This window comes from Peribacillus sp. TH16, assembly GCF_016651095.1.
GTDB classification, from domain to species: domain Bacteria; phylum Bacillota; class Bacilli; order Bacillales; family DSM-1321; genus Peribacillus; species Peribacillus butanolivorans.
The window spans coordinates 585,879-608,604 of sequence record NZ_JAEKEM010000002.1 but is presented as its reverse complement, the minus strand read 5'-3'; the positions used below and the strand labels follow the sequence as shown (position 1 = coordinate 608,604).

Below are 22,726 nucleotides of genomic sequence, written 5' to 3'. Positions count from 1 at the left end.
AATAATAAGCAATAATAGTGTTGCTTTTCCTTTTTAGAATCAGCACTATTTGTAGAAAAGGAGTGTAAAAAAGTGCAAGAAAATTCTCTGCGTAATTGGAAAATTCATTTATTTGTTTTGATATTAGTCTGTGTTACAGAATTTATCGGCGTAAAAACGTTTAACATCGGGATTGGAGCTATTGCATTATTTCCAATGTTGTATGCATTAATTATCGGAGCGGTTATTAGTTTACCTTCTTTAAAAATTTTAAAAATGAAAGAAATGAATGTAGCCGCCAATATTTTAGGAATTTCATTCATGCTTTTTGTAGCCAAATTGGGAATGTTAATGGGGCCATCATTGCCGAAGATATTTGATGCGGGGATTTCTTTAGGATTACAAGAAGTGGGGCACTTTGCAGGGACAATCCTATTAGGTTTACCAATTGCTTTACTTCTTGGAATGAAAAGAGAAGCAGTCGGTGCTACTTTTTCAATTGATAGAGAACCTAACTTAGCTATTATTGCTGAAAAATATGGCTCTGATTCACCAGAAGGACGGGGAGCACTTGGAGTATATGTTTGTGGTACTTTGTTTGGGGCTTTATATCTGTCAGTGTTAGCAAGTTTTTTGGCTCAAACTGGTTGGTTTCACCCAATTTCACTAGCCATGGGTGCCGGTGTAGGTTCAGGTAGTATGATGGCTGCCATGTCTGGAGCATTAGCCGTTATATTCCCAGAATCCGCAAAGGATATCGCAGTTTTTGCTGGTGCTGCTAACTTAATTACAACAATTTTAGGAACGTATATTTGTGTATTCTTTTCTCTTCCTTTTACAAACTATTTATACAACAAATTTGAACCTATTTTAGGGCGAAAGTCAAAAAAAGATCAAATGAAAAATATTGGAGCATAGGACATAAAGGGGAGATTTTATATGAAAGATAAAATATTGACTTTTATTATTATTGGAATAATAGCCATTATGGGAAATTGGGTTGGATATAATGTTTCACCTATTGACGCATTACCAGGTATGATGATCATTGTTGCTGTTACGATATTAGGGTTCTTTTTCGCAAAAATCATCCCTATTAAACTACCAATTGTTGTTTGGGTTTCAATGATAGCATTATTGATTACAACGCCGATTTTTCCAGGAAACGCATCAATCATAAAAGTAACGGAACAAGTTAATTTTATGGCCTTGGCAACACCTATTTTGGCGTATGCCGGCCTATCTTTCGGGAAAGATTTGAAAGAGTTTAAAAAATTAGGATGGCGTATAGTTGTTATTTCACTAGTTGTATATACAGGAACATTTTTACTGTCAACTCTTGTTGCAGAAATTGGTTTTAGATTAACTGGTAAATTTCATTAAGTATTCGTGATTGTGCTGATCCGTATTTGACTTAAAACCAAGGAAACGAAAAATCGAAAGAGTTTATGGCGACTTTTTAACGTATATTGAAGGTGTCTTCGCTGTATGAGATGTCAAAAGAGCAGCACAGTTTTACCTTAACTTTAATAAAATGCCCGATTCTAATGTGATGGAATCGGGTATTTTTTATGCAAAGGAAGTAATAATTTCTCCAACAAGAACTGATGTATTAGCTTCCTGCGCTTGGTATCTAATTCCCAATGGATGTGATATATGAATAGCAGAATATCATTCGCAATATAATCTTTTAAACATCAATGTAGACAGAGGTTTGCAGCTGTTTAGTTAGGTATTTTCCTAAGAATATTTCATATTATTATAGAAAAAAACCTCTACAAAATAAAAGCAAAGAATCAACTGCAGAAATTAAAAAGGGGACTGGGAAAATGGAGAGTAAATCTTCGTTAAAAGAACATTTGTGTCAATTGGAGAAGAATTTGTTAAAACCTGAAATCCGTACATCTTCTGAAGAACTTTCAAAATTGTTGAAAGATGATTTTTTTGAGTTCGGAAGTTCAGGTAACGTATGGTATAAAAGGGATTGCATTGGAGACGAGGGGATTGGCGTTGGAACAATGACATTAAGTAATTTTGAAATACATCAATTGTCTGAGGATACTGTGTTAACTACCTATCGAATTTATAATGAAATAAAAATGGAACATACATTACGAAGTTCAATCTGGAAATATAGAAATGGTAGATGGCAAATGTTTTTTCATCAAGGTACAAAAACAAAATCACCCCTTTAATCTTATTCAACTAAACGGCGGAATTGTTCATAAAAGAGCTGTGAGGATCACTCTTTTTCTAATGCAAAATAAACGGGCAGGAAAGCTGAATTAATGGAAACTTCCCCCTTTTTAATTCGTATAAAAAGTAATAAGAAATAAAGTTGTCCTTGGGAGGTCTGAGGGTGGATTACGGATTATTGGTTATTGGTATAGCTTTTTTACTTGTGTCGTACTTAGTAGCTGTGAAAAAACAAACATGGTTGTTAGCTGGATTTAATGAAAAAATGATTAAAAACAAGTCTTTGTTAGGCACAATAATAGGTGGAGTTTTTTTTCTACCCTTAGGATTGTTAGTAGTCATCAATAGTTTTATTGACTATCCTTATGAAGTAAAGGTTCTTATAATTGCTATGTTGGTTTTATTAACAATTGTGTACGTATTTATCAATAGAAGATTACTTCATTAATTCAACTAATGGTGATTTACGTCCTTACCAGGAGCTGTTTGGCAGCTCCTTTTTTATGGAACTAAAGAGACAAGTTGGCATTAAAACAATATTTTGTGTTCTTGCAGTAAAAGAACGTTGATTAATGGTTTAATTAAGTAATGATTGAACCAGTTAAAGAATAGATAATAGTTTCATTGTTTTTTTTACGATTTGCTCTATTAAAACTTGAGAGGAGGGAAATTCAATGGAAAGAGAATTTCCTATAATTGAAACAAGAAGATTAATCTTACGAGAAGTAATAATAGAGGATGCTAAAGATATGTTTAAATATCTATCCGATAAAGATGTTGTGAAACCTATGGGGTTAGTACCTTGCCAAACAGTAGAGGACGTATGGGATGAAATTAGGTGGTACAAATCTATATACGAAGAAGGTACAGGAATTAGATGGGGAATTACACTAAAAAATTCTGGTAAGGTAATAGGAAGTTGTGGTTTTCTTAATATGCTTACCAAACATTATCGAGCTGAAGTTGGATATGAATTAAGCAAAGATTACTGGGGAAAAGGGATAGCTAGTGAAGCATTGGAAGCCGTTGTTAAGTATGGTTATCGCCACTTTCAGTTAGAAAGAATTGAGGCTCTAATTGAACCTGCTAATCTCCCATCACAAAAACTAGTAGAAAAGCAAGGCTTTAGAAGAGAGGGCTTGCTGAGACATTATGAATTTACATGTGGTAAATTCGATGATTTATATATGTACTCAATCATAAAAGAAGATCTCACTCTTATTTAAAATAGGCTATGTTAATGAGTCATGTTGTTTTTATTTTTAAACAAAGACCTTCGTAATTGAAGGTCTCCTAAAATGTGTAACGTATTCAACTACTTCTTCTTATAGACCCAGATAAAATAATATACTGCAAGTGAAGTTAATCCAACATTCGTATATATGAAAAATATTCCACCATACCATATATTTTTTTCAGCAAGTGGGTCGAAAATATAATGTAAAAAATGATATATTGCCACATACAATATGCAAACATACCAGAATACTTGCTCTTTTCCTGAATTGAATTTTTTACCAAGTTGAAGAATAACAACCCAAAGCACGAGTATTAATGATATGCCAATTAAATTGAAAGGGTAAGTTACAAAATAAAAAATGTATGCACTATAATAAAACGCAATAATGGACAACAAAAGCATTAATAGTGATTTTCTGGATTCTTTTCGTGTAATAAAAATATATAGACCGACTAAAATACCAACACAAGAATAAATGTAGTGAAATAAATTTTCCATTTCAAAACCTCAAATTTAGCAACAAATTTTTATTTTTTTCGATAAATAACGACATTCTTATACTATTATAGGTTAAACTGCTCGGAAATAAAGAACTTTCAACAATCATTTTACTCACTGTTTCGTTATCTCTACGATGTTTAACAACATCTAAAAAATGAAACCAACTCAAATAATTGTCGAGGTATTTTGTAGCCACGCCATTTAATCGTTGCATCCAACCTTTTAATCGGCTGTGATAATTGTTTACATTTTGGATATGATAAAGTCCTTTAACTAGTTCTGTTCCGTCTTTGGTTTGAAATAAATCAATTGTAAAACTTCACCTAAGTTGGAAGCCTCCTTTTTTTCCTATATGTTTAATTATTATACAGAACTAATGTTCGTGAAGCGATTTTGTCCAATAAGGTAGACTCTCTAAAATGATTATTTGCACCCAATTGGTTGAACTTCTTGAACTATAGGGGCAGAATTAGTTTAAGAGGGTTAATGAGGACGCTTATGATAAAATTATTAATAAAATAATAATGCAAGGAGTTTTGTAAGTGCTTAAAAATAGAAAAATAATAGTAACAGGTGCGGCTTCTGGAATCGGAAAAGAAATTGTCAAGCAATGCTTATATGAAGGTGCTTCAGTAATAGCGTGTGATATTAATGAAGAATCTCTATATGATTTAAAACGGTCAATGGATGACCGAAATGTTTTACATACATATCAGTTAGATGTAAGTAAATATGAAGAGGTCGCAAATTTTTTTGAATATGTTGAAACAGAACATTCCAACGTAAATGGTTTAGTTAATAATGCAGGAATTTATTTGGCAAAAAATATAGTGGACTATCAAGTTGATGAAATTGATAAAGTCCTAGATATAAATGTAAAGGGATTCATTTATTTCTCGCAAATGTTTGGGAAGAAATTGTTACAAACTCAACGCAAAGGAGTGGTCGTGAATATGTCGTCAGTTTCAGGCATAGAAGGCAGTTCAGATGCGGTTTATGGGTTATCAAAAGCTGGCATACTAGGATTAACTAAAAGTTGTGCAATGAATTTTTCGCCATATATCCGAGTTAATGCTGTTGCTCCTACTATGGTTAACACTCCAATGATGGGATCTATACCTGATTGGAGAAAAGAGGAGTATTTAAAGCACGGACTCATCAATACACCTGTTATGCCTGAAGATGTTGCTGATACTGTTGTCTTCTTATTATCCGATAAATCCAAGCATTATACAGGTGCAACATTTGATATTAATAATGGAGGATATTTAAGGTAGCTTTAGCCCTTATTAAACATTCGAGCAAATTTTGTTAAACCTGCAGGAAGTTATAAGAAGAAGCGAAATTATTTAGCGGCCAATACCAGGGTATATTCGTAATTTATGGGATAACTATTAGACTAGTTAAGAACAGCAGGTGTACATAGACAAAAAATAAAGGATTGTATTTACTTAACTCCCAAATTCCTTGGTTCAATACTGTTCCCGAACAATAAAGTTGTTTAAAAAACAATGAAGTTATTTGAAAATTTCGTGTATTTAATCCGTGCACTTATCCTCAAATGACAATAAAGTTTTTCAAGGTTTGTTGTGACATTCTTGTAACATAGATTTACTACAATATGTTGTGAGGTGATCATATGAGGAATGAAAGTAAGATAAAAGTATCAAAGAAGATTTATAGAAGTGTGATGTTTTTGATTTGTATATTCGTTCTATTTGTTTCAGGGTGCAGTGCGTGGGAAGAGAAAGATGAAAAAGATGTAAAAGGAATTACAAAAATTGCTTTTTGGGATGAGCAGAGAAAAGGAACAAATTTTATGAATTCCACATCTTTACCGGGTAATTATGAAGCAGCTAAAGAATTTAACATTGAATACATTCGTTTAGCTCCGGATAAATGGGCGAAGGATAGAGACTTTTTATTTAATGATCAGGCTGATGCTAATCCTAATAAGGATTTTTTAATAGGGAATGCCGATCAATATGAAGGTATCGTTGAAGAGGATTTTACTAAGTTGAAAGCGGACTTGGATGCGGCTTACGAGCGTGGGTCAAAAGTTGTGCTGACGGCTGAGTCTACCGGGCAATCGATGGAGACAGTTTAACGATTATAAAAATGATGATCGCATCTGGCAGGATTTCAGTTACCATGAACAATCAGCTCAGTTTTGGAGGGACCTTGCGAGTAGGTTGAAAGATCATCCAGCTATTATTGGTTATAATCTTATCAATGAACCGCATCCTGAAACGGCTACAGGGTTTAATGATTTTTGGACAGAGGACTATCATGCATGGTACAGCAAAGTTGAAAACACAGCTGCGGATTTAAATAAGTTATATGAAACGATTGTGCAATCTATTCGAACAGTAGATTCTGAAACGCCAATCATATTAAATTCAGGTCTGTATTCGACTCCTTGGGCATTTCAATATTTGAAACCAATGAAAGACGATAAAGTGTTATATGCTTTCCATATGTACGAGCCTTACGAAATGACCAGAGTACCCTGGCAAAGTAAAAGTTGGTGAAGAACAGACAGAAAAAATGTTCAATAAAGAAGCACTGCAACAATTTTTAGAACCTATTGAAAAGTGGGCGGAAGAACATAATATACCGGCTAATCGCATCATTGCAGAAGAATTCGGCATTAATCGGATGGTAAAAGGATCGGATCAATATTTATCAGACTTAATTTCCATTTTTGATGAGTATGGCTGGCATTGGGCTTTCTATGCTTTCCGTGAAGATACGTGGGAAGGCATGGATTATGAATTAGGTGATCAGCCGCTTAAGTGGAAATACTGGGAGGCATTAGAGAATGGTAAAAGACCGAACCGAGAAGACATACAGGTAGTTAATCAGATTTGGAATACATTAAAGCAAGAACTTAAGAAGTAATAGGCATCATAATGAAATAGTAGGTGAAACCTATAAAATGGTTTTCACCTTTTTGTTTTGAATGAAATAAAGTGGATTTGTGAGGAGAAAGGAGATAAGCGGCTTGAACATTTTAATTGCCGATGATGAGAAGCAAATGACATTCATCTTAAAGACATATTTTGAGAAAGAGGGATTCACTGTTTTTGCCGCCAATGATGGAGAAGAAGCGCTCGACCTTTTTTTCTCCGAGAAAGTCGATCTTGCGGTGTTGGATTGGATGATGCCGAAGATAAGCGGCATAGAGGTTTGTCAAGAAATCAAGAAAACAAGTTTGGCAAAGGTTGTTATGCTAACAGCGAGGTCTTCCAACGATGATGAATTCAGTGCTTTGGATATTGGAGCGGATGAATATCTCAGAAAACCATTCGATCCCCGTATTTTGATTCTTAGAGTCAAGAAAATATTACGTATGGAGAAGTTGATCGAAATAAGGAATTTAAAGATAGATTTACAAAGGCAGAAAGTCTTTAGAGAGGGGGAAGAATTGACTCTTTATAAAAAAGAGTTTGATTTACTGCGATACTTATACGAAAACAAAGGACAGGTTTTGTCTAGGGAAGTTTTGTTACCGTCAGTCTGGGGCATGGATTATGTCGGCGAAGAAAGGACGGTTGATACTCACATCAATAGGTTGCGTGACAAAATTGGAGCTGAGCATATTATCACCCACAGAGGAACAGGATATAGTTTTTATGATAAAAATGAATAAAATAAGCAAGAAACTATTAATGATGGTAAGCATCATTATGTTGTTAGTCTTCGGTATATCTTATTTATTGAATAATTATTTCTCGTCTGATTATTACTTGTATAAAATGAAACAAAGGCTCACCTCCATTTATTTTGAAGTGCAGAACTTGAGTATAGAAGAATTAGTAGAAGCAGAACAAAGCATTGAGAACAATAATAACGTTACAATTGTTATGGTTGAGAATCATGGTAGCACGGAAGAGATCAATGATAATGTTCAATTTGCTTTGTTTAAGGATAAAATCGTACTGAATAAATTTTGGATTACAGATGAGACTTTACAAAAAGTAGCTAAAGGGCATACGGTCAAACTGTTATTCAATCAAGGGAAACTGAAGTCCAGCTTATTAACAGTATTATATGAGCAGGAGAATCAGTTGATCTTGCTAGGAACAGTGGTTGTGCATAATACGGATGCTTTACAAATTGTAAATCAATTGAATTTATATTCCATTCTACTAGGCATTATCATTAGTTTATTGTTGGTCGCATATTTCTCTCAAAAAATTATTACACCATTAGAGAAATTAAAGAGTGTAGCGAAGGACATTTCCAATCTGAATTTTAAACAAGTCGAGATTAAATCAGGTGATGAAATTGAGGAATTGTCTTATAGCATTAATGAGATGAGTAATCGCTTGAAAAATGCCCATTCTGAGCTAGTAAAGAAAAACCAAAGCTTGAACACGTTGATATCTAGTATATCGCACGAAGTAAAAACACCGTTATCATTAATACAAGCCTATACGATTGGGATAAAAGATGGGTTAGATGATGGAACATATACGGATGTCATTCTGGAACAAGTAACATATACCTCTGAAATGGTCGATTATTTAATAAAACTGTCTAAAGTGCAAGCGATGAAAGTGAACAAATCAAAGTTTGATTTAAGAGAGCTTCTTCAAAAAGTTATAGCCCAATATAAAATTACTTTGCAGAACAATCATTTACATGTAAGGAGCAATCTTGATTCAATTGAGAATTTTAGTATTGAAGAAGATATGAGTCAAATGGAGATAGTATTTCATAATTTGATTAGCAACGCTATCAAGTACGGCGAAGAAGACTATTTCGAAATATTACTAACGAATGATAGAGATAACGAACTAAAATGTACAATCAAAAATAAGACAACCCGTGTACAGCAAGAGCATTTAACTCAAATTTGGGATTCTTTCTATGTGATAGAAGAATCGAGAAACAAAACATTCTCAGGAACTGGACTAGGCCTATCTATTGTGGCTACTATTTTAGATGAAAACGAATTGTCGTATGAAGTGAAGCTAGAGGATTCGTATATTAGTTTTAGTATATGGTTTCATTTGAATTTAGCTTGAAGCATCACCTTTTTAGGGATGCTTTTTTTGTTTGTTATATTGCTGTGACATAAGGAAGTTATGATAATGAATGAAAGAAGAATGCAGCATTAAATAACAAATATATAAATGATGCTAAATGGGAAGGAGAGACAAGATGGAAAACGGAAAAGTAGCATTTGTGGCAAGTATCTTACTGGTGGCGTTGATTTACTTCGCGTCTGTTAAAGAGATTGCTATTCCAAGAGAGAAAATAAAAGAAATTCAAATGATTGTCGATGAAACAAGCCATGGGAAAGTACAAGTAGATTGGCGAAACGTAGCCGCGGTCGTACATACTGAATATGGTCTTAATTCTGTATCTAAAAATGAAATAAAAAGCATTACAGCTCGTTTTATAGGGAAAAGGGAGAATGACTATATATTAAAGGATATGCAACAAGTGACCAAGGATTTGAAATACAATCAAAAGCAAAAAAAGCGTATTAGTTCGTTCCTTAAGCAATTATCTAGTGAAGGGGACATAGCAGAGAAAAACAAAAACAATAGTATGCAACGATATTTTATCGAGAGTATTGAAGAGGCAGCGATCTCTAATTATAAAGCGTACAAAATCCTGCCTTCTATTACAATCGCACAAGCTATACTGGAATCGAATTGGGGAAGGTCACAATTATCAACGAAGTATCATAATCTTTTTGGAATCAAAAGCTATAATTGGAACGAGAAAACAGCGAATTTAAGTACGAATGAGTTTTATAATCAGACCATTAAAGATGATTTCAGGGTGTATGAGGATGTACATGAATCCGTAGAAGATCATGGTTTATTCTTATCTGAAAATCCTCGTTACAGAAAGCATGGATTGTTTTCTTCCAACACATATATGGAGCAGGCTCTGGCTTTACAAGAAGCTGGGTACAGTACGATAGAAAATGAAGAAGGTGAGAGAATATATAGTAAGCAATTAATAGAATTAATTCAGCAGTATCAGTTACAGTTGATCGATAGTAATGTTCAGCTTAAATATGCATGATTTCTTCTTTACGTAGAAATGGGTGAGTTGGATATTATCCCCTATAGGTAGATAGTGTAAAAAGACCATAAAAAAAGATGTAGGTTTTCAGTTACCTATAGAATTATGTAGTTTATGTTAATATATTCTAGACATATTTTACAATTCCTTGTTTAATTTTAAATGACTTTATTGTAAATGAAACATTTTTATTGTCACTATACATAAGGGAGTTGCTTTGACAGCTCTTTTTCTTATGGTGCTAAACCAGCTAATAGTTTGTCAACATTTTTCAATGAACACTTAAAATATTTCATGCTATTTAGTTATACTTTTAAACTATGCTAGATCTTGGAAAGTCGCTTATTTAAAGGGCTTTCCTTCTTTACGTTTCTTATCATAGAACTCTCGTAATCCCTTGTTCCGAGGGATGATTTCATCTTTCGTTCTCTTCTTGCGACAATCACGAATGGTACAACGAACTGCCATAAAATGAAAATACACTATTTTGTTGTTTTAGTTTTATCCTCAGTTTTATTGTTAGGGTGTACTTCGAAGCAAAAGAATTACAATGTTACGAAAGCAGAAGTACATAAAGGCCCAAAGGAAAAAAGTAATAAATCAAATTCTAGTTCTAAAATTATATTACCTAACAACAATTCAAAACAAACACCATCATTCACTGTAATTGAAAAATAAAAGATGTAATAATGCTATATGAAATAAGGGGTGAAAATCGGAAATTTGATTTTTTCGAAAAGCCTTTGTAGGAAAGACTTTTTTGGACAATGGATGAACAGCTTCCGCTAGGCGAGTTAAAAGTAAAAGCAGTTCAAGATGAAAGTGGTAAGAGTATAACAGCAAAAGGAGTGATAGTAAAAGAAGAGACACCTATAAAAGAATTATCTAAAGATTATACCCAAAAGCCAGTTACTATTAATAAAATAGTGAAAATATGTTGACGAATGATATGTATCCGCTTACAATGATACTTAGTTATTAGTATATTTAGAAAATTAAAAAGAATTCTCAGCATGACAATGGTATTCGACAAAAGAATCGGGTGTCATGCATCATGTACGGATTAGCGGGATTAGTCAATCCCGATATTTATCGTGATATGCATGTTCTGTATCATGCGATTATCGAAGCACTGCATGGAGTGACACGCGGCCAAGTCGAGCTTGGCGGTCTTTTGAGGACGGCGGGACTTCGGTTTGCTATCGTTCGAGGCAGGCCGTTTAAAAACGGGGACGAAGGAATGGATTGCTGTCGCCGTGTATGGAACGATTGGAGCACAAGTTCGGGGATTTGAACATGAACCGGTTAGCTTGGGAATTAACCACATTTAAATAATTAAAAGCCTATAGTTATTTAGTGAAGTAGGGGGCTGTATTGACGACTGGATAAGTCTGTCAATATAGCCTCCTTTTTGTTTGTTTTAAAAAAGGAATAAGGGGTGTAGGAAATGATTATGTTAACGGGCCAATCTTTAACAATTGAAGAGGCGAAAAAAGTATTGTATGGTAATGCGTTTGTCACGGCTTCAGCCGATAGTGTTAAGAAAGTGGAAAAAAGTAGGGAAGCTGTTGAAAATATCGTGAAACAAAAGAAAGTAGTCTATGGTATTACAACCGGTTTTGGAAAATTCAGCGATGTGTTGATTGATGCAGGGGACGTAGAGCAGCTGCAGTGGAATTTGATTCATTCCCATGCATGCGGAGTAGGAGAACCGTTTCCTGAATTGGTATCAAGAGCTATGGTTCTTCTCCGCGCCAACGCGCTATTAAAAGGGTTTTCCGGCGTTCGTCCTGTTGTCATTGAGCGTTTGCTTGAGCTTTTGAATGCGCATATCCATCCGGTCATCCCTCAGCAAGGCTCTCTAGGGGCGAGTGGGGACTTGGCGCCTCTTTCTCATTTGGCACTTGTATTGATGGGAGAGGGCGAAGTGTTCTATAAAGGGGAGCGAATGGAGGCCATCATAGCTTTATCGAAAGAAGGCATTCTTCCGCTGACACTTAAAGCAAAAGAAGGTCTTGCTTTGATTAACGGAACGCAGGCCATGACGGGAATGGGACTCGTCAATTACATTGAAGCTGAACAGCTGGCCCATCAAACTGAGGCGATTGCTTCAATGACGTTAGAAGGGTTACGCGGCATTGAAGACGCCTTTGATCCGGATGTTCATCTAGCTCGCGGTTACCGCCAGCAATCAGAGGTCGCGGAACGGATCCGCCGCATGATCAATGGTAGCCAGCTCATCACCAAGCAAGGGGAACTACGGGTACAGGATGCGTATTCTCTCCGCTGCATCCCGCAAGTGCATGGGGCATCATGGCAAACTCTCGATTATGTAAAAGAAAAATTGGAAATCGAAATGAATGCTGCAACGGATAATCCGCTTATTTTTGATGATGGTGAAAAGGTTATTTCAGGAGGCAACTTCCATGGACAGCCGATTGCATTTGCGATGGACTATATGAAAATCGCTGTGGCCGAGCTTGCGAATATTTCAGAGCGCCGTATTGAGCGACTCGTCAATCCTCAGCTGAATGATTTACCACCATTCTTAAGTCCGGAACCTGGCTTGCAGTCGGGAGCGATGATCATGCAATATTGTGCCGCTTCACTCGTCTCTGAAAATAAAACACTCGCACATCCTGCAAGTGTGGATTCCATACCATCTTCAGCGAACCAAGAAGATCATGTAAGCATGGGAACGATTGGATCCCGACACGCCCATCAAATCATTCAAAATGTTCGTCGCGTTTTGGCGATTGAACTCATTTGTGCCTTGCAGGCGGTGGAATACCGTGGAACAGAAAAGATGGCTCCATTTACAAAAGAGTTGTATACGGAAGCAAGAAAGCTTATTCCAAGCATTACACATGATCGTATCTTTTCAAAAGATATTGAAGCAGCGGCAAGCTGGTTACATCAAATCGATTGGAATTCATTTATTCATAGGAGCTTACCCACCAAATAATAGTATGTGAGGGAGTAACCGAATTTTAAAAATGCATGCGAAGCTTTTTCTATAAAGGTTAGGCTAATAAGATCAAAAAGTAGTCCTTCACTGGGTTTTTATGTCAGCTATTCTAGTTGCGTAATGCTACACAGACCCCTATATTCCAAAAAAAGTTAATAATATGTTTTAATAACGGCCGTGATAAAGAAAAATCGGAAGAATTAAACCTATTGATAGAGTGATTTCCTTTGCTTTATTGATTCAAGATAAAATTGCATTATTGGAGGGGAATCTAATTTGGAAAATCAGCAATTGCAACTGCCTGCTAAAAATGAACAAAACCAGCCGTCAAATACTTTACAAAGAAAACTAAAAGCGCGCCATCTAACGATGATTTCGTTGGGCGGTGCGATTGGAACAGGGCTTTTTCTCGGCAGCGGGCCGGCCATTCACACTGCAGGACCTGGAGGGGCTTTGGTCGCTTATGCCGTTATTGGTATAATGGTTTATTTTATTATGACAAGTCTCGGAGAACTAGCATCATTTATGCCTGTAAGCGGAGCTTTCAGTACCTACGCAACGCGTTTTATTGATCCAGCACTTGGGTTTGCGCTTGGTTGGAATTATTGGTTCACTTGGGCGATGACGCTTGCTGCGGAACTATCTGCCGCAACGATGGTTATGAAGTTTTGGTTTCCACACAGCCCGTCATTGTTATGGAGTTCTTTGTTTTTAGTTTTGATATTCTTGTTGAATTACGTATCCGTTAAAGGGTATGGAGAAGGGGAATATTGGTTTTCGCTCATTAAAGTGGCGACCATCATCATTTTTATCGTTGTCGGTATATTGATGATATTCGGGATTATGAATGGAGAGGCGATTGGTTTTAAAAACTTCACAGTTGGCGACGCTCCGTTTGCCGGCGGTTTTTTAGCAACATTGGGTATTTTCATAGCTGCTGGTTTTTCTTTTCAAGGGACAGAAATAGTTGGTGTTGCAGCCGGTGAGAGTGAAGATCCGGCAAAAAATGTTCCACGTGCAGTTCGCAGCATCTTTTGGAGGATTTTCCTATTTTATATCCTAGCGATATTTGTAATTGGATTGATAGTTCCTTATACGAATAGCAGTTTGCAGGGACATACGATCATGGTTAGTCCGTTTACGATGGTGTTTGAAAAAGTGGGACTGGCATTTGCTGCTTCCGTGATGAATGCTATCATTTTAACAGCCGTACTATCCGCAGGTAATTCGAGTCTTTACGTGACAAGCCGAATGTTGTACTCAATGGCAAATGAAGGGCTGGCACCGCGTATTTTTGGGAAGCTCAACAAACGCGGCGTTCCCATTTGGGGACTGGTTGTAACTTCACTTGTAGGAATGTTGGCATTTTTTGCTTCCATTTTCGGTGATGGAGTAATATATATTTGGCTGATGAATGCAGTTGGAGTCACTGGATTTATATTTTGGCTGGGTATAGCTGCCAGTCATTACCGGTTTAGAAAAGCATACATTGCTCAAGGTTTTTCACTGGACGATCTTCCATATCTTTCAAAATGGTTTCCTTTCGGACCGATATTTTCATTTATCCTTTGTTTTTCGGTTTTATTGGCGCAAAACTATCAAGCCTTTATCGGAGATCACATTGAGTGGGCGAGTGTAATTGCTAGCTATCTTGGTATCCCATTATTTTTGGTGATGTGGCTTGGCTATAAATTTATTAAGAAAACTAAAGTAATTCCGTTAGAAGAATGTCAAATTGATTTCGATGAACACAGGAATGCAAAATAGACATAAGATCCCTTTTAAGAATTTATTCGAATTAATTATTAAATAAATATAACTTTCGTTGTTAAGAAAAGTTCCCGATGATTTATACTATTTTTTGATGCTTTCAAATACAAATTATTTACTTATTGGCTTTTAAAAAGTGCAAGAGTTTACAAAAGGGCTGCTGATGCAGTCCTTTTTTTGTATAGCTAAATGGGGAGGGAAGTTCCTAAATATTACATACACTAATGTAATAATATAATAGTATAGAGGAGACCCATTTATCTGGACAGCTTTTATAAACACCATGCAAATTGATTTAAGTGAATTATTCCGTGAATACAGAACATTAACAAAAAATTGAGCAGGTTTAAAATCAAGGATGTGAAAAGGTGTCTACTTTAGTGACAGTTATAATTCAAATTGTTGTAGTGGGTTTTTCAAACTATTTTTCAATCCATGTTTTTAACCTTTGGCAAAAAGTTCTTAAAAATAATGATAAAGTTTTAGAAAAAATAGAAGCAAAAGAACATTAATAATAAAAAGTGACATTGACTCAAACAATTCAGCTATAAAAACAAAAGAATTTGAAATAAGAGTGGAGGAGTTGCTGAGGCAACCAATTCTTATGCTACAAAAGGTGCAGGATAGTTAAAGCGTGCTGTTTGACCTTTTTTCAACAAATGGGCGAGATTTTAAAAATGGTAGGAATTCTTTCTTAGTCTCTTCACACATATAAACATATATTTACCCTTGTTATCATAAAGCTTTATAAAAAAAGAATGATATACAAATAAAGGGAAAAGGTACCTTGATATCGTATAAAACATATGTAATTCGTTTTTTTACTAATTAGTCATTTGTTGCTTAAGCAACATCATTAATAGGAGTGAAGATAATGGAAGCGGCGGTAGAAAGTATTTTTACAAATGAAATGGTGGAATTGGCCGGGCGTTTTTTTCAAGTGAGTGCAGAGAGTCCAGTAAAACTTGGGGATGCAGAAAACTATGTATTTGAGGTTTACCGGGATGGAACACCATTCATCTTGAGATTGACACACCAATCACATCGTACAAAAGAGCAAGTGCTTGCTGAGTTAAAGTGGATTGAATATTTACAAAATAATGGAAGTAACATTCCGAAAGTTATTCCTTCAACAGAAAATAACTTAGTTGAAATTGTAACGGGTCTTGATGGGACAAATTTTTATTGTTGTCTGTTTGAAAAAGCACCTGGAGCAAGGATGAAAGTAACTGATGAAAATTTTAACGAACATTTATTTTTTGAATGGGGGAAAACAATAGGCCAACTACATAAAAAAACAAAAAGTTACAAGCCTGAAACAGAATATAAAAGATTGAATTGGTATGAAGAAGAATTATTGAATGCAACACTCTATCATGTTGATGTTCCAGAGCAAGTGATACACCAACAAGAATTAATTATTAAGAAATTAAATGCTCTTCCAGTTCATCAAGATAACTTTGGATTGATTCATTCTGATATTCATCACGGCAATTTCCATTATCATGAAGGTAAGATTTATGTTTTTGACTTTGATGACTGTTCTAATCACTGGTTTGCAAGCGATTTGGCAATACCTCTGTATTATTTTATGTGGAGCTTAGAACGTGAGGGCGTAAATGACCTCGATGGATATGCTACCGAATTTATGAGGGAATTCATAAAAGGATATGAGACAGAAAATCACCTTGCACCTGAAGATTATGAAACAATACCTCTATTTTTAAAGTTAAGAGATCTAACTTTATATAGTTTTTTCTATAAAAAGTACGATTTAAAGAATACAGATAGTCAATTAAACAAAACAGTTCAAAAAATTGAACGGAGAATAAAAGAAAGTCGTACTATTGTTCACTTCGATTCGAACGTGATTTTTTAAGAGATTGAAGGTTCGCATGGAACAAATAGGAATAGTTAGGTAGGGGAAATTATGCAAATTAGACAAACTACAGATTATGAAAAAATTGCAAAATTAAATCGATATGTTCACAATTTGCATGCAAAGCTTTATCCCAGATATTTCAAGGAATATAACTATAGTGAAATTAAAGATACATTCAAAAGTTTAATCAACAACAACAGTTTTGTTTTCCTTCTTTTAGAAGATAATGAAGAATCACTTGGTTACGTGTGGATAGAGATTAGAAACTATCCAGAAAATGTTTATAAAAATGGTTATAATTCTGTATATGTGCATCAGATTAGTATAGTTGAGAATCAAAAGAAAAAAGGTTATGGAACGAGGTTAATGGAAGAGGTATATAAAATAGCGAAAAGGAACGATATAGATTTAATTGAATTAGATTATTGGTTTGAAAACGATGATGCAAAAGAGTTCTATAAAAAACATCATTTTATAAAGTACAGAGAATTTGTTTATAAACAGTTATAGTTTATTGTTTAACTAACAGATGCGATACTCCGATACTTCAAATATAGGAAGGTCGCTTTTTCTTATTAAAGAAATGAGGGAGTTTAAGAAGAACTTCATATTGTATCCCTTTTATTTATATTTAAGATTTTAATAAAATGAATGATACTAGGGGGACTATTATGAAGGTTAATCAAAGAACAACATTTATTAATGAAAAAGAAGTTCAATACACACATATTGAAACCGGAAGTCCGGTTGTTTGTTTTATGTTTTCTGGAGCAGGTTACACGTATGAGAAGCCTTTATTTTATTATTCGACAATGACAATGCTTCAGAATCAGTATGATGTCGTTCATATTCATTATTCATACGGCCAGGATGTAATCAAGTTTCCATTGGAAGATATCACAAAAATCATTGTTAATGATGTCAATCACATCATTACTGAGGTGTTTAAAAATCAACGATATCAAGAAACGGTATTTTTAGGAAAATCAATTGGTACAATTCCTATCATCAACGGACTTATGAAAATGGATATGAATATGAATTCTAAAATGATTTTGCTTACACCACTTTTAAAGTTTGATTCAATTTTTGAAGCATTATTAAGTAATAATCATTCAGCCCTTATTGTTATAGGCGAAAAAGACCCTCATTATATTTCTAGAAAAATCCAAGAAATTGAAAATAAAACAAATATAAAAATTGAAAAAGTCCCCAATGCTAATCATTCTTTAGATATTGAACCATTTAATACTTCAAAGGCCATTACAGTCTTAGAAAATGTAATGAAAAGAATAGACAAGTTCTTAAAATATAACTCTAGTTCAGCTAACGGGTGCGATTCTTCATAAAGAAGGATACACTGTATTCATTGATCAGTGCGTTAACCATCCTGCCCGCTTATATTACTCTGTTCAGTAAAAATAAAAAAAGTAGCCATCCATGATGTGGATTGGCTACTTTTCTTATTGTCTTATTGATTTAGAGCTGATATATAACGTTCATAATAATTTTTTACTCATGTTGTACCAAATTACTCTTCCATGCTCTGAGCTTGAAACACCGCTGTTGAGGTATCCATAGTTTTCATAGAAGCGAATTAAGTTCTCTTTACAAGTAAGTGTAATCGTTTCACGTTTGTTCGCTCTCGCTTCTTTTTCAAGATGAGCAAGTAACGCGGATGCCACGCCTCGTTTTTGGAAATGCGGGGACACCGCTAACCCTAAAATAGTTTGATAACCACCAGACGCTGGGTTTACCTGTATCTCACTAAATAAATCATCTGTAATGAACGCTGTGTCAATGACTGGTCCATTGATTAAACCCGCGAGCACACCGTCCTCCTCCGCTACAAAAAAACTATCCGGGATTAATTGAATGCGCTTTTCGAACGCTTCTTTTGTAGCTGCTTCTTCTTTTGAAAAACAAAGATGTTCAATAACTACAAGTTCAGGTAAGTCTTCCATTTTTACTTTTCGTATGTTCAGCATATCTACCTTTCCTCCAAAATAAACCATATTCTTAAATTAATTATAATATTTTATTAAATAAATAGAGATTTAAATGTACATCTTCATCTCCTAACAAGATTTTCGTACATGAGTTTATTGTAACAAAAACTAGCATAGGTTAGGCCACTTGACTTTTCTAATTCAGCTTTTGGGGACAGCTGCATAAGGAAAAAGGTATAATTTAACGAAAACCTAAACAGGCAGGTGAGACAAATGACCTTGGAGAATTTTAATGAAATGCAAAAACGTGTAGAAAATGGAGAAGAATTTAGTTTTGACTATAAAAATGAGGAATACTGGATAAGTCAAAATCCAGATGAGTACTACCTTACACGAGTTAGGGGTTCGTTAACTCAAGAATTTGATACTTCCAAAGCTCTTTTTGAAAATGGAACGATTAAGGGAAGAAAACTTTTCGAAATTTATATGGATATTGATTGGAACTAATAGTGATTTTCTAAAAGGAGTACATTTTATGAAATTTACATGTCCATGCTGCGGTTATAAAACACTGAATGAAGAACCACCAGACACCTATGAAATTTGTGAAATCTGCTTTTGGGAAGATGATGGCTATCAATATAAATATCCAGATGAAGACGACGCAAACAATATTTCCTTTAGAGAAGCACAACAAAACTTTATTAAATTAGGAGTTAGTGAAGGAGCCTTTTCGAAGAACGTAAGAAAACCAAAAAGGTCCGATATAAAGGATAATAATTGGAAACTATTAGGAAGGCTTGAGTAAAAAACTAGAAATACGGAGATTTCCGTTATTGAGGAGTGGGAGATATTCGTAGCTTGTGTTCACTAATAATTTTTATATTCATGATCGCGGGATGTTCTCAGAATGAAATGGAATATTATTCGAATCCTAATATGGTAAGCGTAAACGATTTGATTTTACATAAAACAAAAATTGGTGAATATCAGGTGTTTGAATCTGACAGTAAATTGTCTATTGAAGGAAATGGTGAACCAATAGAGATTGATTTGCCTGAACAGATTCATCTCAAAAGCTTGCACTTATCCCATGATGAGCGGTATTTAGCCTTTGATAGTCAGGTTCAAGAGAGAGTGGGAATTTTCGTCGTGAATTTGCAAACAGGTGAATCTAGCAATATATCAGATTCATACGATTATGCTGGATACGAACAACCATATGGAATAGCTTGGTCTCCTGCTAAAAATATAATGGCCCTGATCGGTGGTTATCCTGATTCCGCAAGAATTGTCCTATTTGATATGGATTCAGGTGAAGAAGGACAGGGGGGCTCTCAGAAATATTTAAAGACATATATGGTGTGAAATGGGATAGAGATGGAGAGTCGATACATTACCTTGTGGATTCGTTTGATGGAGATGGTGATTATACAGAGTATCAAACAGAAATCCAATCTGACCATGAGTTGCTTGGGGGAACGATTAACAAGATCAAGGCATTAAATCAGGAAGAGTATGAAGAATGGTTTATTGATTAAAACACTAGTTAGGGTTGCTTCGGCAGCTCTTTTTCTTATGAAGTTAACGGGCTATTTTACTGGAAGAATAATACTTTTGATATAATTGGTATATTAGTTATTTGTGATGGAGGTAATAAAAATGTTCAAATCGATTATTATATTTATTGTATCGTTATTTATTCTATATTTAGTAATTGAAAATGCTGTAAAAAACGGTATTAACCGTTCAAAAATTGGTCAACTCCTTGAATCGAAGTATGGTATCGAAGAAACTAAAAAGTCATCATTCTTAGATGATGATTTGGACAAAGAATAATAAGTTCATTCAACTAACTCGTGCAACTAATGTTATGTAAAATATGTGTAGAAAAAATAGTATTAGTCTAAAAGAAAGCATGTCCTCATATTTTTCATGGTAAAACTCTTTTTAAAGGAGAGGACCTTAAATGAGCGAACAAACAATCAAAGTGAATGGAATTACTATTTTTACTGAAAGCTTTGGAAATGTAAATGATCCAGCGATTTTACTGATGATGGGAGCCACTGCATCTATGGTATGGTGGGAAGAAGATTTCTGTCAACGCTTAGCAGACCGGGGCCTATATGTCATCCGGTATGATAGTCGTGATGTTGGCCGTTCAACTACTTATCCACCAGGAAACCCAGAATACTCCTTTGAAGATATGGCTGACGATGCTATTCATGTTTTAGATAGTTATGGTATTGAGCAAGCCCATATAGTAGGGATGTCAATGGGAGGCATGCTTACTCAAATGATTGCATTAAGGCACCCTGAAAGGGTTTTGACAGTTACCCTTATTGCGACATCAAATTTTGCACCAGAGTTACCTCCAATGGAGGATAAAGTGACAAAATTTTTTGGTCAAGCAGGTGCAATAGACTGGACCAATGACCAATCCATTATTGAATTTATCGTGGGCAAATGGAGAATAATCTCTGGATCAAGACATACATTCGATGAACAGCGTATACACCGATTGGCAATCGAAGAAATAAGAAGGTCTAACAACATAGCTAGCATGAATAACCATGGTCTAATATCAGGAGGTGAGTCATACCTAACGAGAACGAAAGAAATTACTGTTCCTACTTTGATCATCCATGGTACTGAAGATCCAATTATTCCATACGAACATGGGAAGATGCTTGCTAACTTAATAAAAGATGCTGACTTATTCACATTGAATGGTACAGGGCATGAGCTTCACTATAACGATTGGGATGCATTGATTGATGTCATTACAAAACACACTCTACGGTTATCGAAATTATAAAAAATACTATTTTATTAATGTTGTTAAACTACTGGGTGATTTACTTCACTATGAGAGGTTGCTGAGGCAACCTTTTTTGTATGAAAACATATTCGTGGAAGGCCATACAAAATAAGCCCACCATATTTTAATTTTTTGAAGGACGTAAATGTGCTATGTCGTTATATTAACTGGTTATGCAGTTTGTTGTTCAGATGGAGCGATTGTATAGCCTTTCTTTTTTAGGAATTCGATCTTCGTTAATTTGTTTTTCTTCAAGGTAATTTGAGCCTAGATATGAGAGGGTTCTCCTGTTTTTAAGATGTTGTAAGCAATCGTCAATAGTAAATGAGCAGAAGCAATTCGTCCTTTCATTTTTCCCTGCCGTTTGGTAATCCTTTTTCGATGTGAAGCAATTCGATTATTTTGCCTTGACGTCGCTAGTACACACGCTACAACCATCGTTTTCAAAGCTTTGTTTCCTTGTGTGGTTTTACTTGTTTTTTTACCAGCACTTTCATAATTTCCGGGACTCACACCCATGCAACCCGGTGGCTACAACGTTTTCCGCTCTTCCCTTCTAGAGCTACAGGTGAGTTTTTAAATTTTAATCACTTCCTTAATTTAATTTAAATTCTATGTATATAACGCTTAACAATATCAAAACCTATAAATAGCAACACATTACATTCATAGGAGCTGACAACATGGCTAGAAATAACAACAGTAATCAATTAGTAGTTAATGGTGCAGAGCAAGCTCTAGAACAAATGAAATACGAAATCGCTAGTGAATTCGGTGTTACACTTGGCGCTGATACAACATCGCGTGCAAACGGATCTGTTGGTGGAGAAATTACAAAACGTTTAGTGCAAATGGCTGAACAACAATTAGGTGGAAGAACTCGTTAAACGAAATCATAAGTAATGTTAGGGATAGTGATTGGGCTATCCCTATTTATATTAAAAAGGTATTATTCTACATGACCTATAATAATCTTAATGTAGTCATCTTCAATCACTGTTTTTTGAAGTTTATTATTTGCATTAGGCTCCTAATCATTCTAAAAAATAATTGAGAAATAGTCACTGCTCTTTATACCTGATGGTGGGATAGAGGATAATGAACAACACGAAGAATGCTTTAGAAGAGACAGGTTATTCAATATCAGACCTCTCTTATATATTAAGTTAAAGTGATATTACTTAACCCAAATTTGGAAATTCCATCATCTCTAGATGAAGGTGTTATATATGAAAGACACTACACTCTTAATTGGCTAGTAAACCCTTATATGGAACAAGAATGGGGGGAAGTACGTACAGATACATAAAAGTTGAAATACATACTTTTATGCTCCTTTATCAGAGGCGAAAGATCAGGGTTCGAACTGACG

General features: G+C 35.0%; 26 protein-coding genes and 4 pseudogenes. 26 read left to right on the top strand and 4 right to left on the bottom strand.

Going from position 1 to position 22,726, the window contains the following annotated elements; genetic code table 11:
- The first annotated feature begins 72 nt into the window (after nucleotides 1-72).
- The 5 genes from JFV29_RS02855 to JFV29_RS02835 all read left to right on the top strand — a co-directional run bounded on the left by JFV29_RS02855 (nucleotide 73) and on the right by JFV29_RS02835 (nucleotide 3,401).
- A complete protein-coding gene (locus tag JFV29_RS02855; protein ID WP_056523451.1) occupies nucleotides 73-897 on the top strand; it encodes a DUF3100 domain-containing protein in 825 nt (274 codons plus the stop codon).
- Nucleotides 898-918: 21 nt separating this feature from the next.
- Complete coding sequence (locus tag JFV29_RS02850) at nucleotides 919-1,362, top strand: hypothetical protein (RefSeq protein WP_201181137.1); 444 nt, start codon at nucleotides 919-921, stop codon at nucleotides 1,360-1,362.
- 446 nt (nucleotides 1,363-1,808) lie between these two features.
- Complete coding sequence (locus JFV29_RS02845; protein WP_201181134.1) at nucleotides 1,809-2,174, top strand: nuclear transport factor 2 family protein; 366 nt, start codon at nucleotides 1,809-1,811, stop codon at nucleotides 2,172-2,174.
- 164 nt (nucleotides 2,175-2,338) lie between these two features.
- Nucleotides 2,339-2,623, top strand: coding sequence for a DUF3784 domain-containing protein (locus JFV29_RS02840; protein ID WP_201181131.1), 285 nt, complete (start codon nucleotides 2,339-2,341; stop codon nucleotides 2,621-2,623).
- 226 nt (nucleotides 2,624-2,849) lie between these two features.
- The gene (locus tag JFV29_RS02835; RefSeq protein ID WP_201181130.1) at nucleotides 2,850-3,401 is read left to right on the top strand and encodes a GNAT family N-acetyltransferase; all 552 of its coding nucleotides are present in this window, start codon (nucleotides 2,850-2,852) and stop codon (nucleotides 3,399-3,401) included.
- Nucleotides 3,402-3,914: 513 nt separating this feature from the next.
- Here the strand turns inward: JFV29_RS02835 and JFV29_RS02830 are convergent.
- A pseudogene (locus tag JFV29_RS02830) lies at nucleotides 3,915-4,205 on the bottom strand (hypothetical protein); the annotation flags it as partial.
- A gap of 253 nt (nucleotides 4,206-4,458) precedes the next feature.
- Between JFV29_RS02830 and JFV29_RS02825 the strand changes: the two are divergent.
- The 5 genes and pseudogenes from JFV29_RS02825 (at nucleotide 4,459) to JFV29_RS02805 (ending at nucleotide 9,964) form a co-directional block, all read left to right on the top strand.
- Nucleotides 4,459-5,193: an SDR family NAD(P)-dependent oxidoreductase gene (locus JFV29_RS02825; protein WP_201181129.1), complete on the top strand. Its 735-nt coding sequence runs from the start codon at nucleotides 4,459-4,461 to the stop codon at nucleotides 5,191-5,193.
- Between the two features lie 362 nt (nucleotides 5,194-5,555).
- A pseudogene (locus tag JFV29_RS02820) lies at nucleotides 5,556-6,817 on the top strand (glycoside hydrolase family 5 protein).
- Nucleotides 6,818-6,920: 103 nt separating this feature from the next.
- Complete coding sequence (locus JFV29_RS02815) at nucleotides 6,921-7,568, top strand: response regulator transcription factor (protein WP_201181125.1); 648 nt, start codon at nucleotides 6,921-6,923, stop codon at nucleotides 7,566-7,568.
- Nucleotides 7,561-8,949 carry a sensor histidine kinase gene (locus JFV29_RS02810; RefSeq protein WP_201181122.1) on the top strand — a complete coding sequence of 463 codons (1,389 nt, stop codon included), beginning with the start codon at nucleotides 7,561-7,563 and terminating at the stop codon, nucleotides 8,947-8,949. The genes JFV29_RS02815 and JFV29_RS02810 overlap by 8 nt, the downstream gene beginning before the upstream one ends.
- 136 nt (nucleotides 8,950-9,085) lie before the next feature.
- Entirely contained in the window at nucleotides 9,086-9,964 is an 879-nt protein-coding gene (locus tag JFV29_RS02805) for a glycoside hydrolase family 73 protein (protein WP_201181120.1), read from the top strand.
- A 345-nt stretch (nucleotides 9,965-10,309) separates the two neighbouring features.
- Here the strand turns inward: JFV29_RS02805 and JFV29_RS31540 are convergent.
- Nucleotides 10,310-10,435: pseudogene (locus tag JFV29_RS31540) on the bottom strand (IS110 family transposase); the annotation flags it as partial.
- A gap of 296 nt (nucleotides 10,436-10,731) precedes the next feature.
- On the opposite strand from JFV29_RS31540, the gene JFV29_RS02800 reads away from it, so the two are divergent.
- The 8 genes and pseudogenes from JFV29_RS02800 to JFV29_RS02765 all read left to right on the top strand — a co-directional run bounded on the left by JFV29_RS02800 (nucleotide 10,732) and on the right by JFV29_RS02765 (nucleotide 17,933).
- Nucleotides 10,732-10,905, top strand: a complete 174-nt coding sequence (locus JFV29_RS02800; protein WP_157443890.1) for a hypothetical protein — start codon at nucleotides 10,732-10,734, stop codon at nucleotides 10,903-10,905.
- Nucleotides 10,906-11,048: 143 nt separating this feature from the next.
- A pseudogene (locus tag JFV29_RS02795) lies at nucleotides 11,049-11,295 on the top strand (HutP family protein); the annotation flags it as partial.
- 116 nt (nucleotides 11,296-11,411) lie between these two features.
- Nucleotides 11,412-12,929, top strand: a complete 1,518-nt coding sequence (hutH, locus tag JFV29_RS02790; RefSeq protein ID WP_053345559.1) for a histidine ammonia-lyase — start codon at nucleotides 11,412-11,414, stop codon at nucleotides 12,927-12,929.
- A 372-nt stretch (nucleotides 12,930-13,301) separates the two neighbouring features.
- Complete coding sequence (locus tag JFV29_RS02785) at nucleotides 13,302-14,699, top strand: amino acid permease (protein WP_201183326.1); 1,398 nt, start codon at nucleotides 13,302-13,304, stop codon at nucleotides 14,697-14,699.
- 371 nt (nucleotides 14,700-15,070) lie between these two features.
- Nucleotides 15,071-15,214, top strand: a complete 144-nt coding sequence (locus JFV29_RS02780; protein ID WP_201181118.1) for a hypothetical protein — start codon at nucleotides 15,071-15,073, stop codon at nucleotides 15,212-15,214.
- Nucleotides 15,215-15,576: 362 nt separating this feature from the next.
- The gene (locus JFV29_RS02775; RefSeq protein WP_201181116.1) at nucleotides 15,577-16,581 is read left to right on the top strand and encodes a phosphotransferase enzyme family protein; all 1,005 of its coding nucleotides are present in this window, start codon (nucleotides 15,577-15,579) and stop codon (nucleotides 16,579-16,581) included.
- Nucleotides 16,582-16,632: 51 nt separating this feature from the next.
- The gene (locus JFV29_RS02770) at nucleotides 16,633-17,094 is read left to right on the top strand and encodes a GNAT family N-acetyltransferase (RefSeq protein WP_201181114.1); all 462 of its coding nucleotides are present in this window, start codon (nucleotides 16,633-16,635) and stop codon (nucleotides 17,092-17,094) included.
- 161 nt (nucleotides 17,095-17,255) lie between these two features.
- Nucleotides 17,256-17,933 (top strand): alpha/beta family hydrolase, encoded by a 678-nt coding sequence (locus JFV29_RS02765; RefSeq protein WP_201181112.1) that lies wholly within the window; start codon nucleotides 17,256-17,258, stop codon nucleotides 17,931-17,933.
- A gap of 150 nt (nucleotides 17,934-18,083) precedes the next feature.
- Here the strand turns inward: JFV29_RS02765 and JFV29_RS02760 are convergent, their stop codons facing one another.
- On the bottom strand, nucleotides 18,084-18,572 hold the full coding sequence (locus JFV29_RS02760; protein WP_201181110.1) for a GNAT family N-acetyltransferase: 489 nt from the start codon (nucleotides 18,570-18,572) through the stop codon (nucleotides 18,084-18,086).
- A gap of 258 nt (nucleotides 18,573-18,830) precedes the next feature.
- Between JFV29_RS02760 and JFV29_RS02755 the strand changes: the two genes are divergently transcribed.
- The 6 genes from JFV29_RS02755 to JFV29_RS02730 all read left to right on the top strand — a co-directional run bounded on the left by JFV29_RS02755 (nucleotide 18,831) and on the right by JFV29_RS02730 (nucleotide 21,351).
- A complete protein-coding gene (locus JFV29_RS02755) occupies nucleotides 18,831-19,040 on the top strand; it encodes a hypothetical protein (RefSeq protein WP_201181108.1) in 210 nt (69 codons plus the stop codon).
- 28 nt (nucleotides 19,041-19,068) lie between these two features.
- Nucleotides 19,069-19,341 carry a CPCC family cysteine-rich protein gene (locus JFV29_RS02750; RefSeq protein ID WP_201181106.1) on the top strand — a complete coding sequence of 91 codons (273 nt, stop codon included), beginning with the start codon at nucleotides 19,069-19,071 and terminating at the stop codon, nucleotides 19,339-19,341.
- 131 nt (nucleotides 19,342-19,472) lie between these two features.
- On the top strand, nucleotides 19,473-19,901 hold the full coding sequence (locus JFV29_RS02745) for a hypothetical protein (RefSeq protein ID WP_201181104.1): 429 nt from the start codon (nucleotides 19,473-19,475) through the stop codon (nucleotides 19,899-19,901).
- Nucleotides 19,898-20,074: a hypothetical protein gene (locus JFV29_RS02740; RefSeq protein ID WP_201181101.1), complete on the top strand. Its 177-nt coding sequence runs from the start codon at nucleotides 19,898-19,900 to the stop codon at nucleotides 20,072-20,074. The genes JFV29_RS02745 and JFV29_RS02740 overlap by 4 nt, the downstream gene beginning before the upstream one ends.
- A gap of 121 nt (nucleotides 20,075-20,195) precedes the next feature.
- Complete coding sequence (locus tag JFV29_RS02735) at nucleotides 20,196-20,372, top strand: hypothetical protein (protein WP_236694887.1); 177 nt, start codon at nucleotides 20,196-20,198, stop codon at nucleotides 20,370-20,372.
- Nucleotides 20,373-20,502: 130 nt separating this feature from the next.
- Nucleotides 20,503-21,351: an alpha/beta fold hydrolase gene (locus JFV29_RS02730; protein ID WP_201181100.1), complete on the top strand. Its 849-nt coding sequence runs from the start codon at nucleotides 20,503-20,505 to the stop codon at nucleotides 21,349-21,351.
- Between the two features lie 270 nt (nucleotides 21,352-21,621).
- Here JFV29_RS02730 and JFV29_RS02725 read toward each other — a convergent pair whose 3' ends face one another.
- The gene (locus tag JFV29_RS02725) at nucleotides 21,622-21,867 is read right to left on the bottom strand and encodes a hypothetical protein (protein WP_201181099.1); all 246 of its coding nucleotides are present in this window, start codon (nucleotides 21,865-21,867) and stop codon (nucleotides 21,622-21,624) included.
- Between the two features lie 170 nt (nucleotides 21,868-22,037).
- Between JFV29_RS02725 and JFV29_RS02720 the strand changes: the two genes are divergently transcribed.
- Together JFV29_RS02720 and JFV29_RS02715 are read left to right on the top strand one after the other, a co-directional pair.
- The gene (locus JFV29_RS02720) at nucleotides 22,038-22,241 is read left to right on the top strand and encodes an alpha/beta-type small acid-soluble spore protein (RefSeq protein WP_034304517.1); all 204 of its coding nucleotides are present in this window, start codon (nucleotides 22,038-22,040) and stop codon (nucleotides 22,239-22,241) included.
- A gap of 284 nt (nucleotides 22,242-22,525) precedes the next feature.
- Nucleotides 22,526-22,663, top strand: a complete 138-nt coding sequence (locus JFV29_RS02715) for a DUF4272 domain-containing protein (RefSeq protein WP_201181098.1) — start codon at nucleotides 22,526-22,528, stop codon at nucleotides 22,661-22,663.
- The last annotated feature ends 63 nt before the right edge of the window (nucleotides 22,664-22,726 follow it).

Coding starts and splice junctions, on each gene's coding strand:
- JFV29_RS02850 (WP_201181137.1), top strand. CDS start 919: ATGAAAGATAAAATATTGACTTTTATTATTATTGGAATAATAGCCATT.
- JFV29_RS02845 (WP_201181134.1), top strand. CDS start 1,809: ATGGAGAGTAAATCTTCGTTAAAAGAACATTTGTGTCAATTGGAGAAG.
- JFV29_RS02835 (WP_201181130.1), top strand. CDS start 2,850: ATGGAAAGAGAATTTCCTATAATTGAAACAAGAAGATTAATCTTACGA.
- JFV29_RS02810 (WP_201181122.1), top strand. CDS start 7,561: ATGAATAAAATAAGCAAGAAACTATTAATGATGGTAAGCATCATTATG.
- JFV29_RS02805 (WP_201181120.1), top strand. CDS start 9,086: ATGGAAAACGGAAAAGTAGCATTTGTGGCAAGTATCTTACTGGTGGCG.
- JFV29_RS02800 (WP_157443890.1), top strand. CDS start 10,732: ATGGATGAACAGCTTCCGCTAGGCGAGTTAAAAGTAAAAGCAGTTCAA.
- hutH (WP_053345559.1), top strand. CDS start 11,412: ATGATTATGTTAACGGGCCAATCTTTAACAATTGAAGAGGCGAAAAAA.
- JFV29_RS02785 (WP_201183326.1), top strand. CDS start 13,302: ATGATTTCGTTGGGCGGTGCGATTGGAACAGGGCTTTTTCTCGGCAGC.
- JFV29_RS02775 (WP_201181116.1), top strand. CDS start 15,577: ATGGAAGCGGCGGTAGAAAGTATTTTTACAAATGAAATGGTGGAATTG.
- JFV29_RS02770 (WP_201181114.1), top strand. CDS start 16,633: ATGCAAATTAGACAAACTACAGATTATGAAAAAATTGCAAAATTAAAT.
- JFV29_RS02765 (WP_201181112.1), top strand. CDS start 17,256: ATGAAGGTTAATCAAAGAACAACATTTATTAATGAAAAAGAAGTTCAA.
- JFV29_RS02760 (WP_201181110.1), bottom strand. CDS start 18,572: ATGCTGAACATACGAAAAGTAAAAATGGAAGACTTACCTGAACTTGTA.
- JFV29_RS02755 (WP_201181108.1), top strand. CDS start 18,831: ATGCAAAAACGTGTAGAAAATGGAGAAGAATTTAGTTTTGACTATAAA.
- JFV29_RS02750 (WP_201181106.1), top strand. CDS start 19,069: ATGAAATTTACATGTCCATGCTGCGGTTATAAAACACTGAATGAAGAA.
- JFV29_RS02745 (WP_201181104.1), top strand. CDS start 19,473: ATGGTAAGCGTAAACGATTTGATTTTACATAAAACAAAAATTGGTGAA.
- JFV29_RS02735 (WP_236694887.1), top strand. CDS start 20,196: ATGTTCAAATCGATTATTATATTTATTGTATCGTTATTTATTCTATAT.
- JFV29_RS02730 (WP_201181100.1), top strand. CDS start 20,503: ATGAGCGAACAAACAATCAAAGTGAATGGAATTACTATTTTTACTGAA.
- JFV29_RS02720 (WP_034304517.1), top strand. CDS start 22,038: ATGGCTAGAAATAACAACAGTAATCAATTAGTAGTTAATGGTGCAGAG.